At 39.0% G+C, this 19,954-nt stretch carries 18 protein-coding genes; all 18 read left to right on the top strand.

What is annotated here, in order from left to right; all coding sequences use genetic code 11:
• Window positions 1-10: 10 nt before the first annotated feature.
• Entirely contained in the window at window positions 11-2,629 is a 2,619-nt protein-coding gene (gene tssH / locus P3J6_RS09255) for a type VI secretion system ATPase TssH (protein ID WP_198522820.1), read from the top strand.
• 220 nt (window positions 2,630-2,849) lie between these two features.
• On the top strand, window positions 2,850-3,329 hold the full coding sequence (locus P3J6_RS09250; RefSeq protein ID WP_138605861.1) for an Hcp family type VI secretion system effector: 480 nt from the start codon (window positions 2,850-2,852) through the stop codon (window positions 3,327-3,329).
• 74 nt (window positions 3,330-3,403) lie between these two features.
• Window positions 3,404-5,257, top strand: coding sequence for a type VI secretion system tip protein TssI/VgrG (gene tssI / locus P3J6_RS09245; protein ID WP_055011523.1), 1,854 nt, complete (start codon window positions 3,404-3,406; stop codon window positions 5,255-5,257).
• Window positions 5,257-5,616, top strand: a complete 360-nt coding sequence (locus P3J6_RS09240; RefSeq protein ID WP_054201386.1) for a hypothetical protein — start codon at window positions 5,257-5,259, stop codon at window positions 5,614-5,616. The genes tssI and P3J6_RS09240 overlap by 1 nt, the downstream gene beginning before the upstream one ends.
• 38 nt (window positions 5,617-5,654) lie before the next feature.
• Entirely contained in the window at window positions 5,655-5,945 is a 291-nt protein-coding gene (locus P3J6_RS09235) for a PAAR domain-containing protein (RefSeq protein WP_010389361.1), read from the top strand.
• A gap of 2 nt (window positions 5,946-5,947) precedes the next feature.
• On the top strand, window positions 5,948-6,973 hold the full coding sequence (locus P3J6_RS09230) for a hypothetical protein (RefSeq protein WP_198522819.1): 1,026 nt from the start codon (window positions 5,948-5,950) through the stop codon (window positions 6,971-6,973).
• Entirely contained in the window at window positions 6,970-7,815 is an 846-nt protein-coding gene (locus P3J6_RS09225) for a hypothetical protein (protein ID WP_198522818.1), read from the top strand. Before P3J6_RS09230 ends, P3J6_RS09225 begins: the two co-directional genes overlap by 4 nt.
• Window positions 7,815-12,266 carry an RHS repeat-associated core domain-containing protein gene (locus P3J6_RS09220; protein ID WP_198522817.1) on the top strand — a complete coding sequence of 1,484 codons (4,452 nt, stop codon included), beginning with the start codon at window positions 7,815-7,817 and terminating at the stop codon, window positions 12,264-12,266. The genes P3J6_RS09225 and P3J6_RS09220 overlap by 1 nt, the downstream gene beginning before the upstream one ends.
• Entirely contained in the window at window positions 12,266-13,252 is a 987-nt protein-coding gene (locus P3J6_RS09215) for an ankyrin repeat domain-containing protein (RefSeq protein ID WP_198522816.1), read from the top strand. Before P3J6_RS09220 ends, P3J6_RS09215 begins: the two co-directional genes overlap by 1 nt.
• Window positions 13,253-13,307: 55 nt before the next feature.
• Window positions 13,308-13,805, top strand: a complete 498-nt coding sequence (locus P3J6_RS09210; protein ID WP_198522815.1) for a DUF6795 domain-containing protein — start codon at window positions 13,308-13,310, stop codon at window positions 13,803-13,805.
• 14 nt (window positions 13,806-13,819) lie between these two features.
• Window positions 13,820-14,992 (top strand): lipase family protein, encoded by a 1,173-nt coding sequence (locus P3J6_RS09205; RefSeq protein WP_090493398.1) that lies wholly within the window; start codon window positions 13,820-13,822, stop codon window positions 14,990-14,992.
• Window positions 14,993-15,105: 113 nt separating this feature from the next.
• Entirely contained in the window at window positions 15,106-15,879 is a 774-nt protein-coding gene (locus P3J6_RS09200; protein WP_198522814.1) for a ChaN family lipoprotein, read from the top strand.
• Window positions 15,873-16,472: a hypothetical protein gene (locus P3J6_RS09195; protein ID WP_198522813.1), complete on the top strand. Its 600-nt coding sequence runs from the start codon at window positions 15,873-15,875 to the stop codon at window positions 16,470-16,472. Before P3J6_RS09200 ends, P3J6_RS09195 begins: the two co-directional genes overlap by 7 nt.
• A gap of 48 nt (window positions 16,473-16,520) precedes the next feature.
• Window positions 16,521-16,787: a hypothetical protein gene (locus P3J6_RS09190; protein WP_010389341.1), complete on the top strand. Its 267-nt coding sequence runs from the start codon at window positions 16,521-16,523 to the stop codon at window positions 16,785-16,787.
• 228 nt (window positions 16,788-17,015) lie between these two features.
• Window positions 17,016-17,990, top strand: coding sequence for a transposase (locus P3J6_RS09185; protein ID WP_198522812.1), 975 nt, complete (start codon window positions 17,016-17,018; stop codon window positions 17,988-17,990).
• Between the two features lie 213 nt (window positions 17,991-18,203).
• Window positions 18,204-18,491, top strand: a complete 288-nt coding sequence (locus P3J6_RS09180; RefSeq protein WP_198522811.1) for a hypothetical protein — start codon at window positions 18,204-18,206, stop codon at window positions 18,489-18,491.
• Window positions 18,492-18,511: 20 nt separating this feature from the next.
• Window positions 18,512-19,438: a hypothetical protein gene (locus P3J6_RS09175; protein ID WP_198522810.1), complete on the top strand. Its 927-nt coding sequence runs from the start codon at window positions 18,512-18,514 to the stop codon at window positions 19,436-19,438.
• A 69-nt stretch (window positions 19,439-19,507) separates the two neighbouring features.
• Window positions 19,508-19,900 carry a hypothetical protein gene (locus P3J6_RS09170; protein ID WP_198522809.1) on the top strand — a complete coding sequence of 131 codons (393 nt, stop codon included), beginning with the start codon at window positions 19,508-19,510 and terminating at the stop codon, window positions 19,898-19,900.
• Window positions 19,901-19,954: the final 54 nt, after the last annotated feature.

Below are 19,954 nucleotides of genomic sequence, written 5' to 3'. Positions count from 1 at the left end.
GGAACAGTGTATGTCAACGATGACATTAAACAAATTAGTTGAGAAACTAAGCCCAGATTGTAGAAAGAGCTTAGAAGCAGCGGTCGCAATTTGTAATAGCCGCAGCCATTTTACGGTTGAATTAGAGCATTGGCTGTTAGCTATGATTGAGCAGCAACTAGACGATGTTAGACTCATATTCGGTGCTTTCGATATTGATATTGATCAGGTAAAGCAAGATTTAAATCAATCATTAGAGTCATTTAAAACGGGCAGTGATTCGTCGCCTAGTCTGTCGGTACATGTTACTACTTTACTTAGACAATCATGGTTAAGCACCAGTATAGAATTTACTGATGAGCAAATTCGCAGTGCTTACGTTATTTATACGCTTACAAAAGACGATACCTTGTCTAGTTTAGTAACGCGTTGTAGCAAGCTTTTCAATAATATAGAACCTGGACAACTACTACATGCATGGCCTGAAATTGTTGCCCAATCGCAAGAACGTAATACCACCACTGCAAGTGCTACAACACCTGCAAATGGTTCATCTAAAACACCAAGCTTAGATCAATTTACCGTCGATTTAACCGCTCAAGCAAAAGCGGGAAAAATAGACCCAATTTTAGGTCGTGATTTCGAAATACGTCAGATGGTAGATATTTTAACTAGACGTCGTCAAAACAATCCAATATTAACGGGTGAAGCGGGTGTAGGTAAAACCGCTGTGGTTGAAGGACTTGCCCTAAGGATTGCTCAAAAAGACGTACCTGCAGTGTTACAAAACGTTAAGTTGCACAGCCTAGATTTGGCTTTGCTGCAAGCAGGTGCGGGAATGAAAGGTGAATTTGAAAATCGTTTGAAGTCACTAATTAATGAAGTGAAAAACGCTGTTGATCCTGTGATTCTTTTCATAGATGAAGCTCACACTATGATTGGTAGTGGCGGACAAGCGGGTCAAAATGATGCTGCCAACTTACTTAAGCCTGCTCTAGCAAGAGGGGAGTTACGTACTATTGCAGCAACAACGTGGGCTGAATATAAAAAGTTTTTTGAAAAAGATGCTGCACTAACACGTCGCTTCCAAGTGGTTAAAGTTGAAGAGCCAACACCAGAAAAAGCGGTTGCTATGCTACGTGGTTTAGTTCCTGTGATGGAAAAACATCATAAAGTGTTTATTTCAGAGCAAGCACTTGAAAGTGCAGTGCATCTATCGCACAGGTACATTACTGCCAGACAACTTCCCGATAAAGCCGTTGCATTGTTAGACACGGCATGTGCTCGTGTTGCTATGAGCCAAGCATCGACACCTAATGCGATTGAGCAGTTAATTAATAGGCTTAGTGAAATTGAAGCGCAAGTTTTAATGTTAAATCGTGAGCAAAAAACTGGTTTAGATCATAGTGAACAATTATCAGCACTTAAATCTGAACTAGTTGAGATTGAACAGCAACTTGAACCATTAAATGAGCAGTTCAATGTTGAGAAGGATATAGTTGCCGAGTTAAACCAAGCGCTTGAATCGATTAACACCAACGATGCAGACTCTTCAGCTGAAGTACTTGAGCAGCTAAAAGAAAGCAAGCTTAAGCTAGCCTCGTACGAACATAATATGGTGCATTGGCAAGTTGATGAAGAGTTGATTGCACAGGTTATTTCTGATTGGACTGGTATTCCTGTTGGTAAAATGCATGAAGATGAAATTCATGGCATTTTAAATTTAGCTGAGCAAATGAAACAGCGCGTAGTTGGCCAAGATCATGCACTTGAACTTATGGCTAAAGTGGTACAAACCTCCCGTGCGCAGCTAGCAGACGAAAGTCGCCCTAATGGTATATTTATGCTGGCAGGACCAAGCGGTGTTGGTAAAACAGAGACCGCACTTTCACTAGCACAAGAAGTGTATGGCAGTGAAGATAACGTAACAGTTATTAACATGTCTGAGTTTAAAGAAGAGCATAAAGTGTCATTACTACTTGGCTCACCTCCAGGTTATGTTGGTTATGGCGAAGGCGGTATTTTAACCGAAGCAGTAAGAAGAAAACCATACAGTGTAGTGCTACTTGATGAAATGGAAAAAGCCCATCCAGGCGTGCAAGATATTTTCTATCAAGTATTCGATAAAGGTACGATTAAGGACGGCGAAGGTCGCGATATCGACTTTAAAAACACCATCATTATTATGACCTCAAATGTGGGTACTGATACCACAATGAGCTTATTTGAAGATGAAGAAAGTAAGCCGAGTATTAAAGGTTTATTAAAAGCATTACAAGATGATTTATTAGGCGCATTTAAACCCGCATTTTTAGGGCGCATTAATGTTATTCCTTACATTCCGTTAAGTGATGAAATTCTGACCCAAATTGCAGCGCTGCAAATTAGCAAAATAACTAAGCGTGTTAAAAAGCATTATGATGCGCAATTAACGTATAACGATGACGTGATTGAGCACATTATTGCTAATTGTCAAAATGCTGGTTCGGGTGCAAGAAATATTCACACCATATTACAGAATAAAGTACTACCACTATTGTCTGAAATTTTGCTTTCGAGCATGGTTGATGGTGAAAAAGTGACATCTATCTCATTGTTAATTAAGGATAATGAGTTTGATATTGAGCTAACTAAAGTTAATTTAAAATAACCTGTTTTTATGGTTGTTTCTTTAGTTTTAGAGCATTATAATTCATGTGTCTTATATAGAAACATGGAATTTTTGAGACATTGTCTTCATCTAGGGAAAGGAATTCTGAAGACCTTTTCATTGCTGTTTTAGAGATAATGATTTCAAGGAATTTTGGGTAACCAAAGTAAACGAATCCACATAATGGATAATATTGTTTAATAAAAAGGAGCATTATCAAATGCAAGCAAATACATATTTAAAATACGGTTCAATCAAAGGCGAAACTACTGCCGAGTCTTTCAAAGATTTAATTACAGTTTTATCTTTAGATTGGAACGTTAGCCGTGAGATTAGTGCAGCGACTGGTACAGCGATGGACCGTGAATCTAGCTCTACTCGTCTAGGCGATGTGACTATTACTAAACTTCAAGATAAAGCATCTCCGGATCTTTTCAAAGAAGCAACTATTGGTAAAGGTCTACCTGCTATTTTCCATATCACTAAACAAGGTGATAAAGTTGAAGAAATCATGAAAATCGAACTTACAGATGCCATGATCTCTAGCTATTCAGTATCTGTTCAAAACGACCGTCCAATTGAAACAATCACTATCAGCTACACTGAAATGATGATGACTGTTACACCAACTGACGATCAAAACAACATCACTGCACCACTAGTATATGGTTACAGCGGTGTTAAAGGTCAACAAATGTAATATTTGTTACCCGATTGTAGCTCTGGGCTTATGCTCAGAGCTTTTTTTGATCTTCAGGATGGGAAAAGCAAGGAATGCAAAAAGCAACACAAGATAAAAACGTAATTCAAATTAGTACCCCTGTTGGTAAAGACGCCCTTTATTTAACGCGCTTCGTTGCACAAGAAGCCATGTCAGATTTATTTGTTATGTCGGTCAATATGTACACCATAGGCCAACAAATTGCACATGAAGATCTGGTTGGCAAGCCGGTATCGATAAAGGTAAAAAATGCCGAAGGTGGGGGAGAGCGTTATTATCACGGTATTGTGAGTCAGCTTGTTTCTAACGGCAGTCGTACTGCGGACGTTGATGAACAAAAAAATTACATTGATTATCAAGCTACCATTGTGCCTTTTGCCGCTTCTATGCGTAATCGCAAGAACAGCCGCATTTTCCAAAAGAAAACAATAAAAGATATATTTGCTGATTTGTTTGGCCAACACAATGTGGCTTTTTCAGACAAAACCAGTAAAACCTACCCCAAATACGAGTACTGTGTGCAATATCAAGAGTCAGATTTTGACTTTATCCAACGCTTATTACAAAGCGAAGGTATTTTTTACTTCTTTGAGCATACAAAAAGTAACCATACATTAGTTTTGGCAGATGATATCACTGCCTATGAAACATGTGGTGAGGCTAAAGTTGTTCATTCAACTGGCCATTTAAGCGAATCTCATGTTTCGCGTTGGCAAGGCGGATTAAGCTTAGCGCCAGGCAGTTTTAAGCGTTTAGGCTACGATTTTAAACAGCCGTCGCGTTACCCTGATGCAGAGCAAGCAAATGCCGAGTTACCCACGCAATCGGTATCAGAAATTTTTGAATATACAGCAGAGGCAGAGTGCCATCCTCGTGCTGCTAATTTGGCATCTGTACAGTTAGAGTCACTGCAAAGAGACATGAAGCTCTCAAGCGGGCGCAGTGACTGCCGCTCATTTTCTGTTGGTAAACTGTTTAGTTTCAAAAAACATGAAGACCCACGCCTTGAAGGTAAAACCTTTGCTATTACCTCGATGATGACATCGATTGTAGTACCAAATCAATCAGGCGCTGCACAAGCATCAAGTGAAGAAGTGTATTCTAACCATTTTGAATGTGTGCCAAAAGACATTCCATACAGAGCGCAAGTGAGCAAAAAGAAACCGGTTATCAATGGCGTACAAACAGCCATAGTAACAGGTGATAGCGCCGATGAAATTATGATTGACCAATATGGCCGCGTAAAGGTGCAATTTGATTGGGATCGCGAAGGCAAAAAAGATTCTAAAAGTTCATGTTGGATCCGAGTTGCACAAAACTGGGCCGGCAAAAAGTGGGGCGCATTTTTCTTCCCTCGCGTAGGACAAGAAGTTCTGGTTGATTTTATTAATGGCGACCCAGATCAACCTATTATAAGTGGTGCTGTTTATAACGCAGACTTAATGCCTCCGTACGCTTTACCGGGCGAAAAAACGCAAAGCGGTATTAAAACTCGCTCAACTAAAGAAGGTGGAGCAGATAATTTCAATGAGCTGCGCTTTGAGGATAAAAAAGGCAGCGAGCTTGTGTATATGCAAGCCGAAAAAGATAAACAGCTTTACGTTAAAAACGATCAAAACGAAAAAATAGATAACGATCGTAATGTTGAAATTCTTAATAACGACAATCTTAACGTTACAAAAAACCGTATTGCGGAAATGGGTGAAAACGACACCTTAAAAGTAGGTAAAACACTTAATATTGAAGCGGGTGACGAAATAGTGATAAAAACAGGCTCTGCGCAAATTAAAATGAGCAGTAGTGGCAATATCACTATTGAAGGTACAAACATTGATATTAAAGGCAGTAATGTAAAAGTAGATGGCAGTGCCATTACCTTATCTGCTGGTGTAATTAAGTTAAATTAATGATGGAAATAGTCAATAACTTTCAATCAGGGTTTAGAAACGGCATTGCAAATAACGGGCACGTTGTTTACTGCCGTTATGGTTTACCGCATTTAGTGTGTTTACCAATAAATAGGCCAGATGATCCATTACTAAGCCCTGCGTTAAGTCATTTAAAAGCAATGAATGGCTATTATGCACAGCAGTTTTTTATTCATTTAAGTGATTCACTTAATAGTGAAAATGTAATTTCAAATTTATATCAATATGCAACTCAAAGCACTGTGGCACTTGCTGATCACAGTAAAGATGAGCTAATTGAAGAAATTTCGCTATTAGTGACGACTAACAAGCTACTAGTTATTCCACTGTATGAATAGTATTTCATAAACAAGCAAAGATACGACAAGGAGTCAAAATGGGTAAACCCGCTGCTACAATTGGTCATATGCATGTATGCCCTAAAGTGACCGCTAAAGTGCCACATGTGGGTGGACCTATAGTTGCCGGCTCTGGCAATGTGTTAATAGGTGGCATGCCCGCGGCGCGTAAAGGCGACATGATAGTGTGTATTGGCCCGCCAGATAGCGTAAAAACAGGTTCGGGGAGCGTTAAAATTAATGGCAAACCCGCGGCCAGAATGGGCGATGATAGTGGCCACGGCGGAAAAATCGTTGTGGGCAACCCTACCGTTTTAATTGGTGGTTAACTTTGCTAGCGACCTATTTAAGTGATCATCAAGCACAATTACTACAAATTAGTAACGTTCAATTGTGCCCGTTTACGTGTGTAGGTCATGTTCGCTATTTAAGAAAAACCCTATTAGAAAACTGTTGGGTGAACGCAAAAAACAATAATCAAAAAAATAATTTTGAATTACCCACCACTGAGCAACTAGTCGAAATAATCACCAATACCAAAAACGATGAATTAGTTGCCCAAGCATGTATTGAATTAATGGCTAACTTGCCACAAAATAAAAATATTATATTTATAAATGAATTGCTTAATCAGCCAGCGCTGAGTGCTTTTTTTAAAATCATTATAAATAAAGTGGTTATTCAACAGCATAGCTTTAATTTAATTCGGCTATTAAATTTAAACACCTTGTTTTTTGCTTACAGTGCTGATGATGAAATCCCCCCGCAAACCCTGGTCACTATAAATCAAATTACCAGCCTTGCGCAGCACCACGAGCCACAGATATTAACGGCTATTTTTGATGCATTAAGTGAGCAAGCCCATCTATCACCCTTAATGTCGTTATTTTTGTTGTCATTAAATTTTGAGCAAGTAAACAGCTTAAGCAATCATGCCAGTAATACCTTATCGGTTGATCAAACACTACATATTTTATTACAAAGCGGTTTTGTAAAACTTATTGTTTTAGCCAATTCTTTATTACAACAGGTAGAGCAACCCGCGTTAATTATTGCGCTAATAAGACGCATGTTAGGTGATAAACTCGATCAGCTAGTGGAATACGATATTCAACGACTTGCTTGGCAAGGTGATGAAAGCGCGCTATTAGAGTTTCAGCAGCAGTTAAAACATAACTGGTCTAAATATGAAACCGCCATGTCGAGTTTACGGTTGATTGCAGGACATCCTCTTGATGAAGTGCCTAATGCCATTTATTTATCAGCCATGGATAGCTATAGCCAAGGGGTGTTTAACTTATATCGCTATTATCAACACCTCGCTGCCAATAAAGCTCAGGACGAGGTGGCATCATGAGTGCATTTTCAATAAACATGGTATGCTTTTCTGCCCCAAATATTAGCAGCGTAGATGCATTATTATTTGACGATAACAGTGCTGTTTTTAATGAACTGCAATGGCAGTCTTGGGATGCCTGTGTTTACGATTGCATAATTAAATCTAAAGAATTAATGGCAGAAGTCACAGACAGCACATTGCCGATGATTTGGTTACTACCAGCGTTATCATTTCAAGATGAGCTAAAACAGTTATTAACTCAGAGCTTACAACAGCTATACCCCGATCATAGCAATGAGCTTATTTTTCATGGTGCAACAGCCGCGCACTCTGCTATAGCTTTGGCCGGTGAAAAAAAATGGCAAAAATTCAATGTAATTGCTTTAGATGCAACTTTTAAAGCAAATAAACAGCAGCAGTTTGCTTATCAAGGTGTAGGTGGCGCGTTGGCCCTAGTTGAAATGGTGCCTTGCGGGTGGTCGCAGGTAAGCCATGAAATTGCAGCATCTATTGATTTTAGCAAACATAATCAGCTTGCAGGTATGCTTACGCGATTAGCTGAACAAACAGAGAATAAGATAGATCTAATTTTTGCACCAGGAAATGGGGTAGACGATGATAGTTGGCTAAACAATTTACAGCTACTTACTAGCTTAATTGATGAGCACACATATTACGAACTACCCAATTATAAATTAGGGAAAATAGGCGCACTAGAAGGGTTGGTTAATTTGTACCAATTAACTACAAGCCCTGCAATTGTTGAGCATTTTAGTTATGCATTAATGCTTTCACAGGAGCAAGCTAAGCATCAAGGTGCAGCATCATACTTATGGATAAGTGAGGAAGTACACAGCTAATGCAAAGTAATACCGTTGTTTTACAGGGAATAAGTTACCCAATTTGCCTCGTCGCAGGTAAAGGTTCTGCGCCGTCGGGCTTTGTTGCTGTAGCAGCTAACACGCCGGAAAGTGCCAAAAATCAAATTGCACAAGTCGGCAGTGCGCTTACAAGCGATGCAGCTAAACGTTTAGACGTTATTAATTTGCTTAACCTTGCAGGAGTAAGCTGTTCGCGCGGTGCGTCAGCTCGTGAAACCGCGAGTGTATTAACCCAAGCTTTGGTTGCAGATAAAATTAGTTGTTATCACCAAAAAGCTAAGTCGGCCATTCAGGTAAGTGATAACACCAATAGCGGCGCAGCAGGTAAAAAGCCAAGTAGTAAGAGCAGTTCAACAGCCTCAGGTAAAAGTGCCTCTCAAGCGCCGGCTAAAAATAGTGGCGGTGCAAGTAATAATACTCCCAGTGAAGAACCTATCACCCAACAAGAGTGTCGCTCTGATCCAGTTTCTATGCTTTCGGGTGAAGAAATACTGCCGCTTATTGATTTCACCCTGGCAGGCAGTAAACAATTAATTTGGCGACGCCTATACCGCTCATCGCATTCAGATGTGTGTAATGTGATGGGTAATGGTTGGCGACATGACTTCATGGTGCAGCTAACTGAGCACTATTTACCGCCACCTAAAGTAGGTCCAAAACAAAAGGGTACCTATTGGTTAGAATACCAAGATGAGCATGGCGCTAAACACCGCTTTGAAAAAGTAAAACCGGGGCAATCGAGCTATCAGTTAAGTAGTAATTTGGCGTTGCATTACCAAACTAATGGTAAGCAAGTATTGGTAACCCCAGATGATCAGCATCTTACGTTTAAAGCCGGCGAGAACTCATGGTTGCTCGAAAAAGTTATTAATGAAAAAGGCCAAAGTATTGGTTTTTATTACGATGCTAAAGAGCGCTTGCATCGCGTTGAGGTAAATAAAGCGCGTGGCTGTATTTTAAAATATAACCCGCAAGGATTGCTGGCAAACATTTCGGCATATCGTACAGGTGATAACAACAAGCCAGTATTACTTACGCCGTTACTTGCGCAATATGATTATGATGAAAACAAAAACCTCGTTCGCGCGACCAATCAGCAAGGTGAAACAGAGCATTATGGCTATAACGCCGCTAACTTATTAACTAAGCGTACTCGTGCCAGTGGTTTTAGCCATCATTTTGAATGGGACAGTTACTCATCAAGTGCTAAATGTATAAAACAATGGGGCGATAACAACACCTATACATATCAGTTTGAATATAATTTAAACGCTGGTGAAACAACCTGTATAGACTCGCGTGGGCATAAAGAACACTTTGTACATAACGCGCAAGGTAAGTTAGTTAAGCATACCGACCCTAATGGTAATGTGTGGCACTACGGCTATAACGCACAAGGTCAAAAAATAACGGAAATAAAGCCAGATAGCAGTGAAATAAAATACAGTTATACCCCTTATGGCCAGTTAGAATCAATAACGCAGCCAGATGGCAGTGTCACTAAATTTGCTTACAACCAATTGGGTCAGCGTGTATTAACCACCTTGCCTGATGGTCAAACAATAACACGTAAATACAGCGTAGCGGGTTTACTGCAAAGTGAAACCTTTGGCGACGGTCGCACCGTACTTTACAGCTATGACAAATTTGGCCAGCTAACCCAACACATAAATAAAGATGGTCAAGTCACTAAATTTGTATGGAACGAGCAAGGCGAGCTTTTAGCCAAGCACTATAACGATGAGCTTATTCGTTATAGCTATGACAGTTTAGGCCGTGTAAATGCCACCATTAATAACGCAGGTTTGCTGACTCAATATAAATACAATGAGCACGGCCAGCTTGCGCAAACTATTGCCTTTGACGAAAAAGACCCCGAGAACAAACAGCATCAACATTTTAGTTACGATGATGCAGGGCGGTTAATTAGCTCGCAAAACAGTAAGGGTGATACCACCGAGCAACACTTTGAAGGGCTAAGCCAGCCACATTGTGTTATTCAGCCCGATGGCAGCGCACTGCACTTAACTTACGATAAAGAGCGCAACCTAACCGCTATCGAGCGTAGCGACGGCCATGTATACCGCATAAGTTATGACGCTAACGAAAACCCAACGCAAGTAACTGGATTCGATGGCACGTTACAGCAATATAAATACGATGCTTGCAACCGCTTAATCTCGGTTACACAAAGTGATAAACGCCATGTAAAAATAGAGCGTGATAAATTAGGCCGCGTAACTGCGCAGCATGCAAGTTTGGCAACCGATACTCACATCGTTAATAACGCCAATTACTACAGCTATAATCTGCAAGGTAAAATTACCCGTGCGCATAATGCACAATCAACTTTAAAGCAGCAGTTTGATAAAGGCGGGCGGTTACTGCGTGCTGAGCAAGTACATAATCAGCAACAAGCGCATACCTTAAAATACAGTTATGACGACTACGGCAGAAGGCAATCACTGACCTTGCCAGATTCAAGTACGCTTAAATATAGCTACAATAAATTTGGTCAGCTAAGTGCTATTCACTTACAGCAAGGCAACAGCACGGCTGTTGAACTTGCAGCGCTTAGCTACGACAGCCAAGGTAATATTCAAACGCAAAAGTTTGGTAATGACATAACTCTTACCCAACAATTTGATGTATTTAACCGGCTAACACAACAGCAGTTAACCCATCCTGCGCAAGCACTATTTGATACCTGTACGTACAATTACGACAGCATCAACCAGTTGATTGCGCGTAAAGAGGAAGGTGTTAGCAGCCACAATATTAATTTTGAGTACAACAGCCTTGGCCAGTTAATTCAGCAAAATCTAGTAAGTTCTGAGAACACAAAAACTACCCAATACCAGTGGGACAGTTTTGGTAACCCAGTTAGCCAGACGGTGCAGTCAAATATAGGCGTTGTAAACACTAAAGATACAGGCGAGCAAGCTACAAAACATAATGCTGGCAATAATGATCATACAGATGCCAGCACTTCTATTGATTTAACACGCGCCACGCATAGCGAATACAGTGATTCAAGTGAAACAACCGTAGCCAGTGATTTAAGTGATAATGATGATGTTATTACAGGCATCACTGATGCCGACCGTTTAACCCACTTTGGGGATAGCGACTTTCATTATGATGAGTTTGGTAACCAAATACGCGAAACCGGTAAAGGCATAAAAACCCGCCGTGAATACAATGCATTTAATCAGCTAAGTTGCTTTAACAACAACGGCACGCTCACTCAGTACGACTACGACCCACTCGGTCGTCGTATCGCCAAGCACACCGAGCAGGGAAAAATTGACTACATTTGGGATAACGATCAATTAATTGGCGAGTACCAACACGGTGAATATACCTGGTATATCAACCTGCCAAATCAATTTCACCCAGTCGCACTAATTAAACAAGGTGAGGTATATTACTACCACCTAGACCAACTGAATACCCCGCGCTTTGTTACCAACAACAAAGCAGAAGTCGTATGGGAAAACCAAGCCGATGTGTATGGTTATGAAGAGTCAGAAGCCGAACCTGAAACTAACAAAGAAAGTAGCTTCACTCAGCCAATTCGTTTTCAAGGGCAATACCTTGATGAAGAGAGTGGCTTACATTACAACCGCTACCGTTATTATAGCCCTAAACAACAGCGCTTTATAAACCAAGACCCGATTGGATTGGTGGGTGGCATAAACCATTATCAATATGCACCGAACCCAGTTAATTGGGTAGATCCAATGGGGTTATTGTGTGCAGAGGGGGAAAAAAGATTAAAAAACAAGCTGAATTCGTTAGTAGGTAATGGTTTTGATCAAGAAACAGTGGATGCGATTTTTAAAATTGCGATAGCATGTACTCCAATTGATAATAAAGATATATCTACAATTGATTATCCACCAGAAGGTGGTGTGTATCGTAAAAAGCATGAGTATAGCTTTGAAAATATCCTCCCTGAAGAAAATAATATTATAATTACGAGAGAGACGCCATCGGGTAACCGAATATCGCAAACAGTTAGTATTGAGGACTTTGCTAAACAGCATATTGATAACAATGAAAAAGTAGCCAACATTCATTGGGGTAAAATTTTAGAAAAAGATCATGGCGTTGCTAAACCAAGCCCTGAAGAAATGGAAAATGCTCATGCTCACCATATTGTATTTAAAGAAGGTAGTGGTAAGCAAAAAGAGTGGGTGCTTAAGAGTAAAGCTATTTTAGAAAAGCATGAAATAGATTGGCTTAAAGGTCCTGAAAACTTAGTATGGGCGCCTAATATTGAAGGGCTACATACAGAAGAAATGGCTAAGAAAGTTTATGAAGCGTTAGCGCTAGCAGATGAAGACGGTGAAAAAGAAGATGTGGTGGAAGCCCTAATTGAAATGGGAAAAGTAGCAGCTAATCATACTAGAGGAAAAGCATATTAATGAATATAGAACTTAGAAAAAATACTATGAAATTGATTAAGTCTGACGATGCAGTCGCTTTAAAAAATTTATTTAAAGAAAATCCTGAGCTTATAGATTATGAATTTGCGGGTAAAAAAAATTGGTTACATAGAGCAGCGTCAAAAAATTCACCTGATGTGATTGAGATGCTAGTCAATATATTTGACATAGAAAGCCTAGATGAGTTCGGGCGAACTCCACTCAGTTTAGCCTTAATAGTTGATAAAATTACACCAGCTAAAAAATTGATAGAACTCGGTGCCAATGTAAACCATAACGGAGATGATTCCCCCTTATCCTGTGCAGTGTACAGTCAAAGTAAAGAACTACTCAAATTATTGATAGAAAATGGTGCGAATAACGAAACTAAAGAAGAACTTATTCGCTTTGGTCGTGGGCAAGGTTATAAAAACATTGAAGATGATTTAAACGAGCTTAATTATGTATCATCCATAACAGAAACGTTTAAAGATAAGTTAAGCGCTCATTATGGCGCATTGACTGATGTGCAAAGTAAAGAGTCACCATGTATTTTGTATTCAAAACAAGCAAAGGGTAAATTTGCTGTTTTTTCTGACAACATCAGTAAAAATGCAGAAACCCCGTTTGAGATAATGTTTGAAGTAACAAAACAAGGCTTTGATACGGCAGAAGAAGTACTCACTCAATCATACCCTTGGTTATTTGATTGGCTAGAGGTAATAAGCCAAGTCGATATAGATTTAACGCAACGGGTTATTATTATTACCCGAGAAGTTGAATGCACACCGTATCAAGGTGTTGCTTTACTGACTGAAGAGCAAATTAACTGTAATGATACTCTCGTATACATCTACCGAGTCTTTCCGCTTTATCAAAAAGAAATAGATGCCGAAAAACAATATGGCATAGCTGCGTTACTTAAACAGTTTGAAGTAAAAGGCGTCAGTCAAGCAATTCTTAAAAATCGAAAGCCAATACTTTAGTATATTTCGGTAGAGTTTATTTCTAAGGTATTTTTAGGTAGGAACTAGAACCACTATGTTTGGTTTAATAAAAAAATATGACGTACACATGTGCTCTGAAGTTAAAGGGATTATTACTCTAAACGGTAACCCAGTTGCAGGCGTTTTAATTAATCGCAGCCTCAAATTTGCACATAAAATTGAAAAAGAAGATCAGGTTATTACAGTTTCCGATGGCACGTTTAATATGCCAGAGGTCGTTGTTGAGTCAAAAATACCCGGTGATATGTTTTCCCATGAAGTTACTTATCAACTTATTACTGCAATTCATGACGGTGAAGAGTATGAGCTTTGGAATAGTGAGCTACGTGGTATTGATGAGCCCGATGAGTATAAGCAAAAGCTAAGCAGTCTAAACGCTGATTTAGTATCACCTAATGTGGATTTTATATTTCCTAACCATGCTCATGAAAATTTAGATTTTTATGGCTCGACTATTTGTAGATGGGAAAGTGACTTTGAAATCTATGAAACTGAAGACGACGATACGGATTACTTTAAAGATTTTAAATAATAAAAGGATTTTACATGAAAATTTTATCTCCTAGCATAGCGGCACAACTGGCTGATTTTGCGTACAAAAGCATTGCGGTTTCGGCGGCTGGTGATCAGTCAAAAAAAATAAAGTCGAATCCAATTATTAGTAAGCACTTTGCATTTGATTCAAAAACATCAACACTAACAGGTGTAAGTGGCACAACAGCAGAGCATGTATTGAACCAATCTACTGGTTTTGGCTTTTTTGGTGTAGGCAAAGGTACCGGTAACCATGCTGGCGAGATAGTTATAGCAATACGGGGTACTGCTGGGCTTGCTGATGCGTTAACAGATTTACACTGTGGTGTTACAGTTGGTCCAAACTGGACACCGGTGCACTCTGGATTTAATCGTACTTTTGAAACTATTAAACCGCAACTAGCAGCAATATTGAGTAAGGCAGGTGGGCGCCCTGTTCACTGTATTGGCCATAGCCTTGGTGGTGCTTTAGCAACGTTAGCAGCTAATTGGATTAAAGCTCAATATAAGGTGCCTGTAAAACTTTATACTTTTGGATCTCCAAGGGTGGGTCTAAACCCTTTCGCAATTAAAACAGAGACAAGATTAGATGGTATTTATAGGGCTGTTCATCGTAGCGACCCTGTAGCTATGGTTCCTGTTTGGCCTTTTGTGCATGCGGGGAGCGAATATAGGCTAAGTACGTGTGTTTCATTAACGGGGGCGGCGCATAAAATGGCAGGTAATGCACCTGGTTATATTAACACTGCAGCTAGTTACCCTGACTATAAAAGTATGCAGAAAGGCTCGATATCTAACCTAACGATGACACGTCTGAAGTACTATAATCGCCATCACGCTTCTTTTAATGCACATTGGTCTGAAAAAATCACAAGTGCCCTTATTACTTTATTACGTGAGAGCGGTAAGTTAGCAAGTATTATGGGTCAAATAGGCACATCAGGTGTTTTAACTATTTATGATTTATTAGCTCGGTCAATTGTCGAAATTTCACAAATGTCAACTAAGTTTGCTGAAGACAGTAAAGGATTAATTGGGCATATACTCAACTTTGTAGGAAAGCCATTTGTTGCCGTTGATATAACTTATGCAGGGGTAAAAAAAGCTTTAACTTGGATGTTAGAAAAACTTAAAACACTAGTAATTGCTGCGGTCAAAGTTTCACCTCATATCGCCTTTGGCTAGTAATTAAATTAAGGCTCAGATAGCTACTGAGCCCATTCTCGTAAAAGTGGTTAGCTATTAGTATTTAGATAAGTACTAAGCTGCCTGTAAACTCTCAAATATAAGAAAATATAATGAAAAAAATAAACACGGATGTAAATTACAAAACAATGGCCGGCAATGCGCGTTTAGTTATGCTTGGCGAATCGAGCCATAGCACCGCTGGTTATAAGTATGAAGCAATTAAGGCAATCAAACAGTTAAAAACTGCTGGTTTTACACATTTTGCAATTGAAATGCTGCCACGTTTTATGCAGGAAAAAATAGACTTTTATCAGCGAACGGGTAAAGGCTTTAATGTTATACAGCAGTATTTTGATAAGTATTGGACGCATGGCTATTTGACACCCCATGCATATGGTGAACTTGTAAAGGCTGCGCGTAACATTGGAATGAAAATAGTTGCTCTTGATGTGTCGGTTGAAACAATGGATTTAATGGATAGCGTATGCTCTTCAGCGCAGATGGAAGAAGGTGATTGCTTTGATACCCATACTTCTAGAAATGCACTTTGGGCAGTTAATTTAGCAGCTATATTAAATAAATCTAGTCAAAATAAAATAGTCGCGTTCATGCATCGTTTTCATGCGGTACTAAATGCTGCAAATCAGACTGGTGTGGATGTATTTCTTAAAGATCATAATATTTACAATGTGCGCTTCATCGACTTTATCGGAGGGTTAAGTTGTATAAGTGATAGACGCTGCTTAGGTGACTCTAATCAGGAGCAATCCTTAAAGGAACGCTATTATTATTTAGAAGGCTACCCGCACGAATCATCTGTGAAGTCATTTCAAGTGCATATACCTGAAAAGCGAGTAAATAGTGATGGTTCATTACAATGGTAAAAATAGTATCAATAATTATGTTTGTTGGATGTTTTGCATTTTCTTCAGTGTTGAAAGCATCACTTTTTCCTGACATAGATATTAACTCCCCTGACTTAACTGTAGAGAAAGCTGCTAAACAATGTCAAAAGAGCTTAATGCATGCACCTGAACAATTAGAGGCATGGTGTGAAAAAGCGTATCGTCTTGGTCATTGGGAGGCTTTATATTACATTGGTGTTCACACTGGTGATGGGTCTCGTTATTTAGAAGAGATTAATACTCGTATTGCAAATAACGAGAATAGTGCTTTAAAAAAACTGGCTTGGATATACCGAAGTGGCCACTTTGTTGAAAAGGATTTAAAAGAATCCGCACGATTATATGAATTATATTTACTTTCCAGTGATAGCGAAATTAATTTTCAAAGTGTTTCAGCTCATTTTGAACTAGCCACAATTTACCAAAAGCTGGGTATGTGGAATAAAGTAATTTTTCATACAGATTATGTAATAAATTATGCAAATAGAACCGATTGGGAGCATCGTGCTCAATATATACAAAATCAAGCCAAAGCATCATTAGCTGAGAATAAATCATTGAATAAAAACTGATACTAAAAGGAGCTATAAACGCCAAAGTTAAGGCGTTAAAGAATTATTATGGAACAACAACACCAACAAACACTAACCAACCTTGTATACGATATTTACGAGGATCCAACCAAAATTGAAGAGCATCAAGAGCTTATTCAACCATTATTGAGCGATTTAGTCGCAACTGCGCCTGCGGGTTTTGAAGGCATGGCGACGATGATCAATACTCACATATCAAACGGGTTTAAGTTTAAAAACCCTAAAATACAAAAGTTTGAGCTTGAGTCGGGCTTATTAAAGCTTAAAACCTACCTGCAAAAAATAAACCTTTAATTAGTTTCGTAATTGCCAATACTCTCGGCGCAGTGTGTTGGCTGTAATCAAGGATGATAAATGACTCTTATAAACACCTGCATTTTAATGCTGTTTTTACAGCCATTATTTGTTTATTTAGCACTTTTTAAACAGTCAAAATGAATAAACTAGACACCCACCCTAATTTTTGCAGTTTGGCTAACTAAGTACTAGGCTTTTATCAGTGCAAAAAAAGCAGGGTGTCTTATGGCAATCGCAAGAAAGCGTCAAGTAAGTTTGGTTGATACAAAATATTACCACTGTATCTCGCGTTGTGTTCGGCGTGCTTTTTTGTGCGGTGAAGACCATTTTACAGGGCAATCTTATGAACATCGACGAGGCTGGGTTGAGGATAAGCTGCTTGAATTAGCCAAGATATTTTGTATTGATGTGTGTGCTTATGCTGTTATGAGTAACCACACGCACTTAGTGTTGTATGTTGATGATAAAAAAGCAAATAGACTGAATGATAAAGCAATTGTTATTCGCTGGCATAAACTGTGTAAAGGCACGTTACTCACGCAAAAATACATACAAGGTGAAAAGTTAAGTAAAGCTGAGCTTATCTTTTTTAATCAAACAGTCAAACAATATCGAGAGCGCCTATCAAGTATTAGCTGGTTTATGCGCTTATTGAATGAAAATATTGCTCGTAGAGCAAATAAAGAAGATAACTGCTCAGGCAGATTCTGGGAAGGTCGCTTTAAATCTCAAGCACTCCTTGATGAAGCCGCACTTGCGGCCTGCATGGCGTATGTAGACTTAAACCCCATCAGAGCCAAAATGGCAAATACACCAGAAGACTCTGACCATACGAGCGTTCAAAAGCGGCTAACATACGCAAAAGATGGCAAACAAACAAAAAAATTGCTCCGCTTTGCAGGTATGCCACGTCAAATAATGCCAAAAGGGTTACCGTTTGAACTTAAATCGTACCTTGAACTTGTTGAGTTAACAGGGCGAGTAATACAAGAGGATAAACGCGGGTATATTAATAATATGAATCTCCCTTTTCTAGAAAGGTTAAATATATCGCCAGAAAACTGGGTGAAACTGACTACGCAATTTACACGCGTATTTCATGGTGCAGTTGGCCGCCCGTCTTCACAAGCAAGTTACTGTGAAAATCTAAACAGAAAACGGCGAGCGGATCTTAGTAACTGTGAAAAGCTATTAGCATAAACTTTAAATTACTCATTAGAAAAAGTTGTTACTGCAATGGTGCAGTTGTTTCTATGCGTGTAATTTAGGTTTAAAGGTGATAATGGTTTATTTACTGGATGAAATGAAGTAACGCAGTCGTAAAATATTAATTATTAGCCTAAAAAAATAAATCTAGAAAAACAGCTTTGCTTGCAGAATTAGAGTGGATGTCTCGTTTGGTTTTCGTTTGGTTTGTTTGGTTATAAAAAAGGCGAGTACGCCACAGTAAATGAATGGCTAGACCATATGGAGAGTGAGACGGCAAAGTCGCTTAGTATGGAGACAATTGAGAGGGCGCCAGGCGTATACGAGGCGAGGATCCCAGAAGAGGAAGCAGCTTTAGTGGCTAAGGCGATTCGAATAGATGCTGAAAACTACTTAGATAATGCAGGGGTTAATAAAGATGCCAAAATGTCTAATTTAGTTGGCGGTGGTGGTGTTCCTGATGATGATACCATTGAGATAGGCGAAGATTTTTAATGAATTTGGAAGTATAAATAATGCGTAATGATTATGAGATAGTACATGTAATTGATCTTAAGGTATCAAACCTTGGTGAGCATAGATTAATAACATATTACAATGAGGCGGATGCGTTAAATGCTGTAGGCGGTGTAAGCTTAAAGGAAAAAACACACGTTAAGACGTGTTTAGGTGCAAATTTTCAGCTTAACGCTATGTGGTCATCACAAAACGGTCATTTATGGGTTGTAGATGACCAAGGTGACGTATTTACTAATGCTAATATTAATTTTAAGCAGCCGCCTTTTGAGCGATTAAAATTTAATTCAGGTAGTTTTGATATTAAGTGGAATGTTACCGAAGTTTTTAAAGGTCAGCTAAATGCTATTTGGGGAACATCAGACGAAGATGTTTGGGTTACCGCATTTGCAGGTCCTGCATTTCACTGGGACGGTCAGTCTTGGACTCAGTACACACTTCCAAAAGCGCCAAATGCAATAGATGGCTCAGCCTCTGATGACGTATATGTAGTTGGTTATGATGGAAATATACATCATTTCAATGGGAGTGCATGGACCAAAATAGCATTACCCTCAGGCATTCCGCAACAAGATGCGTTTACCGATATAAAGGTGCTTTCACGAGACAAAGTTTTTATTACTGGTCGAAGTGGCTGTTTATTAGTAGGTAATGCAAATAATGGCTTCACAGATATTGGATCTGCTAAATATTCATGGTATGGCGTAGGGGCAATTGAAGAGCGTATTTTCCTTGCTGGTGGCGAGCAAGGTATATTTGAATTAATTGATGGGCAATTTGTATGTTTGAAAGATAAAGGGCAGCCTGTAGGTGTTTTTGAAACGCCTAACGCCATTAATTTTATACCTGCAGAGCAACAACCAAACCCCTGGTTTGTAAGGTATGAACCTGGGGCTAGCAGAGAGTGGACGAAAGTAAATACTTAAATAGCTAGCAAAACCTGATTCATATAAAGTCAAATTTCAAAGTATATTTAATAGAGTTATTTAGGATTTATGAAAATAAAAAGAGTGTTCAACAGAGAAGGTGATTCGCCTAATACAACCCTGTCATGGGTCTATGAAGGAGAGCTAATTGAAATAAATTTTAGCTTTGATGCTAGTGCAGTTTTTTCTAAAAAGCTAAACCGAGTTTTTGTTGAAGCATATGCCGATATGGAAGTTCAACTTTTTAAGTTAAATGGTGAGTATGTTGAAAAATACAAAATTGCTACTTTAGAGCATTATAGCTTTCGCGGTTTAAATCAAAACATGGATTCAAAAACAGGTGTTTCACTATTATTCCACCCAGATACTAATGAAGCTGGTAATGAATGGGGAGATACAGAGCAATATGAATTTATTATGGGAGATAACACTCTCGGTAAGTTTTTAGATATATATAGATGATTGTCATTTTTATGGCTTGATATCTGTTTAGAAATTGTAATCCCGTCGGTAGGG

It is taken from the genome of Pseudoalteromonas sp. 3J6, from assembly GCF_903995135.1.
Lineage (GTDB): Bacteria > Pseudomonadota > Gammaproteobacteria > Enterobacterales > Alteromonadaceae > Pseudoalteromonas.
The sequence above is the reverse complement of the archived record's forward strand: the minus strand, read 5'-3'. Positions and strand labels throughout refer to the sequence as shown.

What these genes read in the sequence shown, in the direction of transcription:
- tssH (WP_198522820.1), top strand. Translation starts at nt 11, where the DNA reads ATGTCAACGATGACATTAAACAAATTAGTTGAGAAACTAAGCCCAGAT.
- P3J6_RS09250 (WP_138605861.1), top strand. Translation starts at nt 2,850, where the DNA reads ATGCAAGCAAATACATATTTAAAATACGGTTCAATCAAAGGCGAAACT.
- tssI (WP_055011523.1), top strand. Translation starts at nt 3,404, where the DNA reads ATGCAAAAAGCAACACAAGATAAAAACGTAATTCAAATTAGTACCCCT.
- P3J6_RS09240 (WP_054201386.1), top strand. Translation starts at nt 5,257, where the DNA reads ATGATGGAAATAGTCAATAACTTTCAATCAGGGTTTAGAAACGGCATT.
- P3J6_RS09235 (WP_010389361.1), top strand. Translation starts at nt 5,655, where the DNA reads ATGGGTAAACCCGCTGCTACAATTGGTCATATGCATGTATGCCCTAAA.
- P3J6_RS09225 (WP_198522818.1), top strand. Translation starts at nt 6,970, where the DNA reads ATGAGTGCATTTTCAATAAACATGGTATGCTTTTCTGCCCCAAATATT.
- P3J6_RS09220 (WP_198522817.1), top strand. Translation starts at nt 7,815, where the DNA reads ATGCAAAGTAATACCGTTGTTTTACAGGGAATAAGTTACCCAATTTGC.
- P3J6_RS09215 (WP_198522816.1), top strand. Translation starts at nt 12,266, where the DNA reads ATGAATATAGAACTTAGAAAAAATACTATGAAATTGATTAAGTCTGAC.
- P3J6_RS09210 (WP_198522815.1), top strand. Translation starts at nt 13,308, where the DNA reads ATGTTTGGTTTAATAAAAAAATATGACGTACACATGTGCTCTGAAGTT.
- P3J6_RS09205 (WP_090493398.1), top strand. Translation starts at nt 13,820, where the DNA reads ATGAAAATTTTATCTCCTAGCATAGCGGCACAACTGGCTGATTTTGCG.
- P3J6_RS09200 (WP_198522814.1), top strand. Translation starts at nt 15,106, where the DNA reads ATGAAAAAAATAAACACGGATGTAAATTACAAAACAATGGCCGGCAAT.
- P3J6_RS09195 (WP_198522813.1), top strand. Translation starts at nt 15,873, where the DNA reads ATGGTAAAAATAGTATCAATAATTATGTTTGTTGGATGTTTTGCATTT.
- P3J6_RS09190 (WP_010389341.1), top strand. Translation starts at nt 16,521, where the DNA reads ATGGAACAACAACACCAACAAACACTAACCAACCTTGTATACGATATT.
- P3J6_RS09185 (WP_198522812.1), top strand. Translation starts at nt 17,016, where the DNA reads ATGGCAATCGCAAGAAAGCGTCAAGTAAGTTTGGTTGATACAAAATAT.
- P3J6_RS09175 (WP_198522810.1), top strand. Translation starts at nt 18,512, where the DNA reads ATGCGTAATGATTATGAGATAGTACATGTAATTGATCTTAAGGTATCA.
- P3J6_RS09170 (WP_198522809.1), top strand. Translation starts at nt 19,508, where the DNA reads ATGAAAATAAAAAGAGTGTTCAACAGAGAAGGTGATTCGCCTAATACA.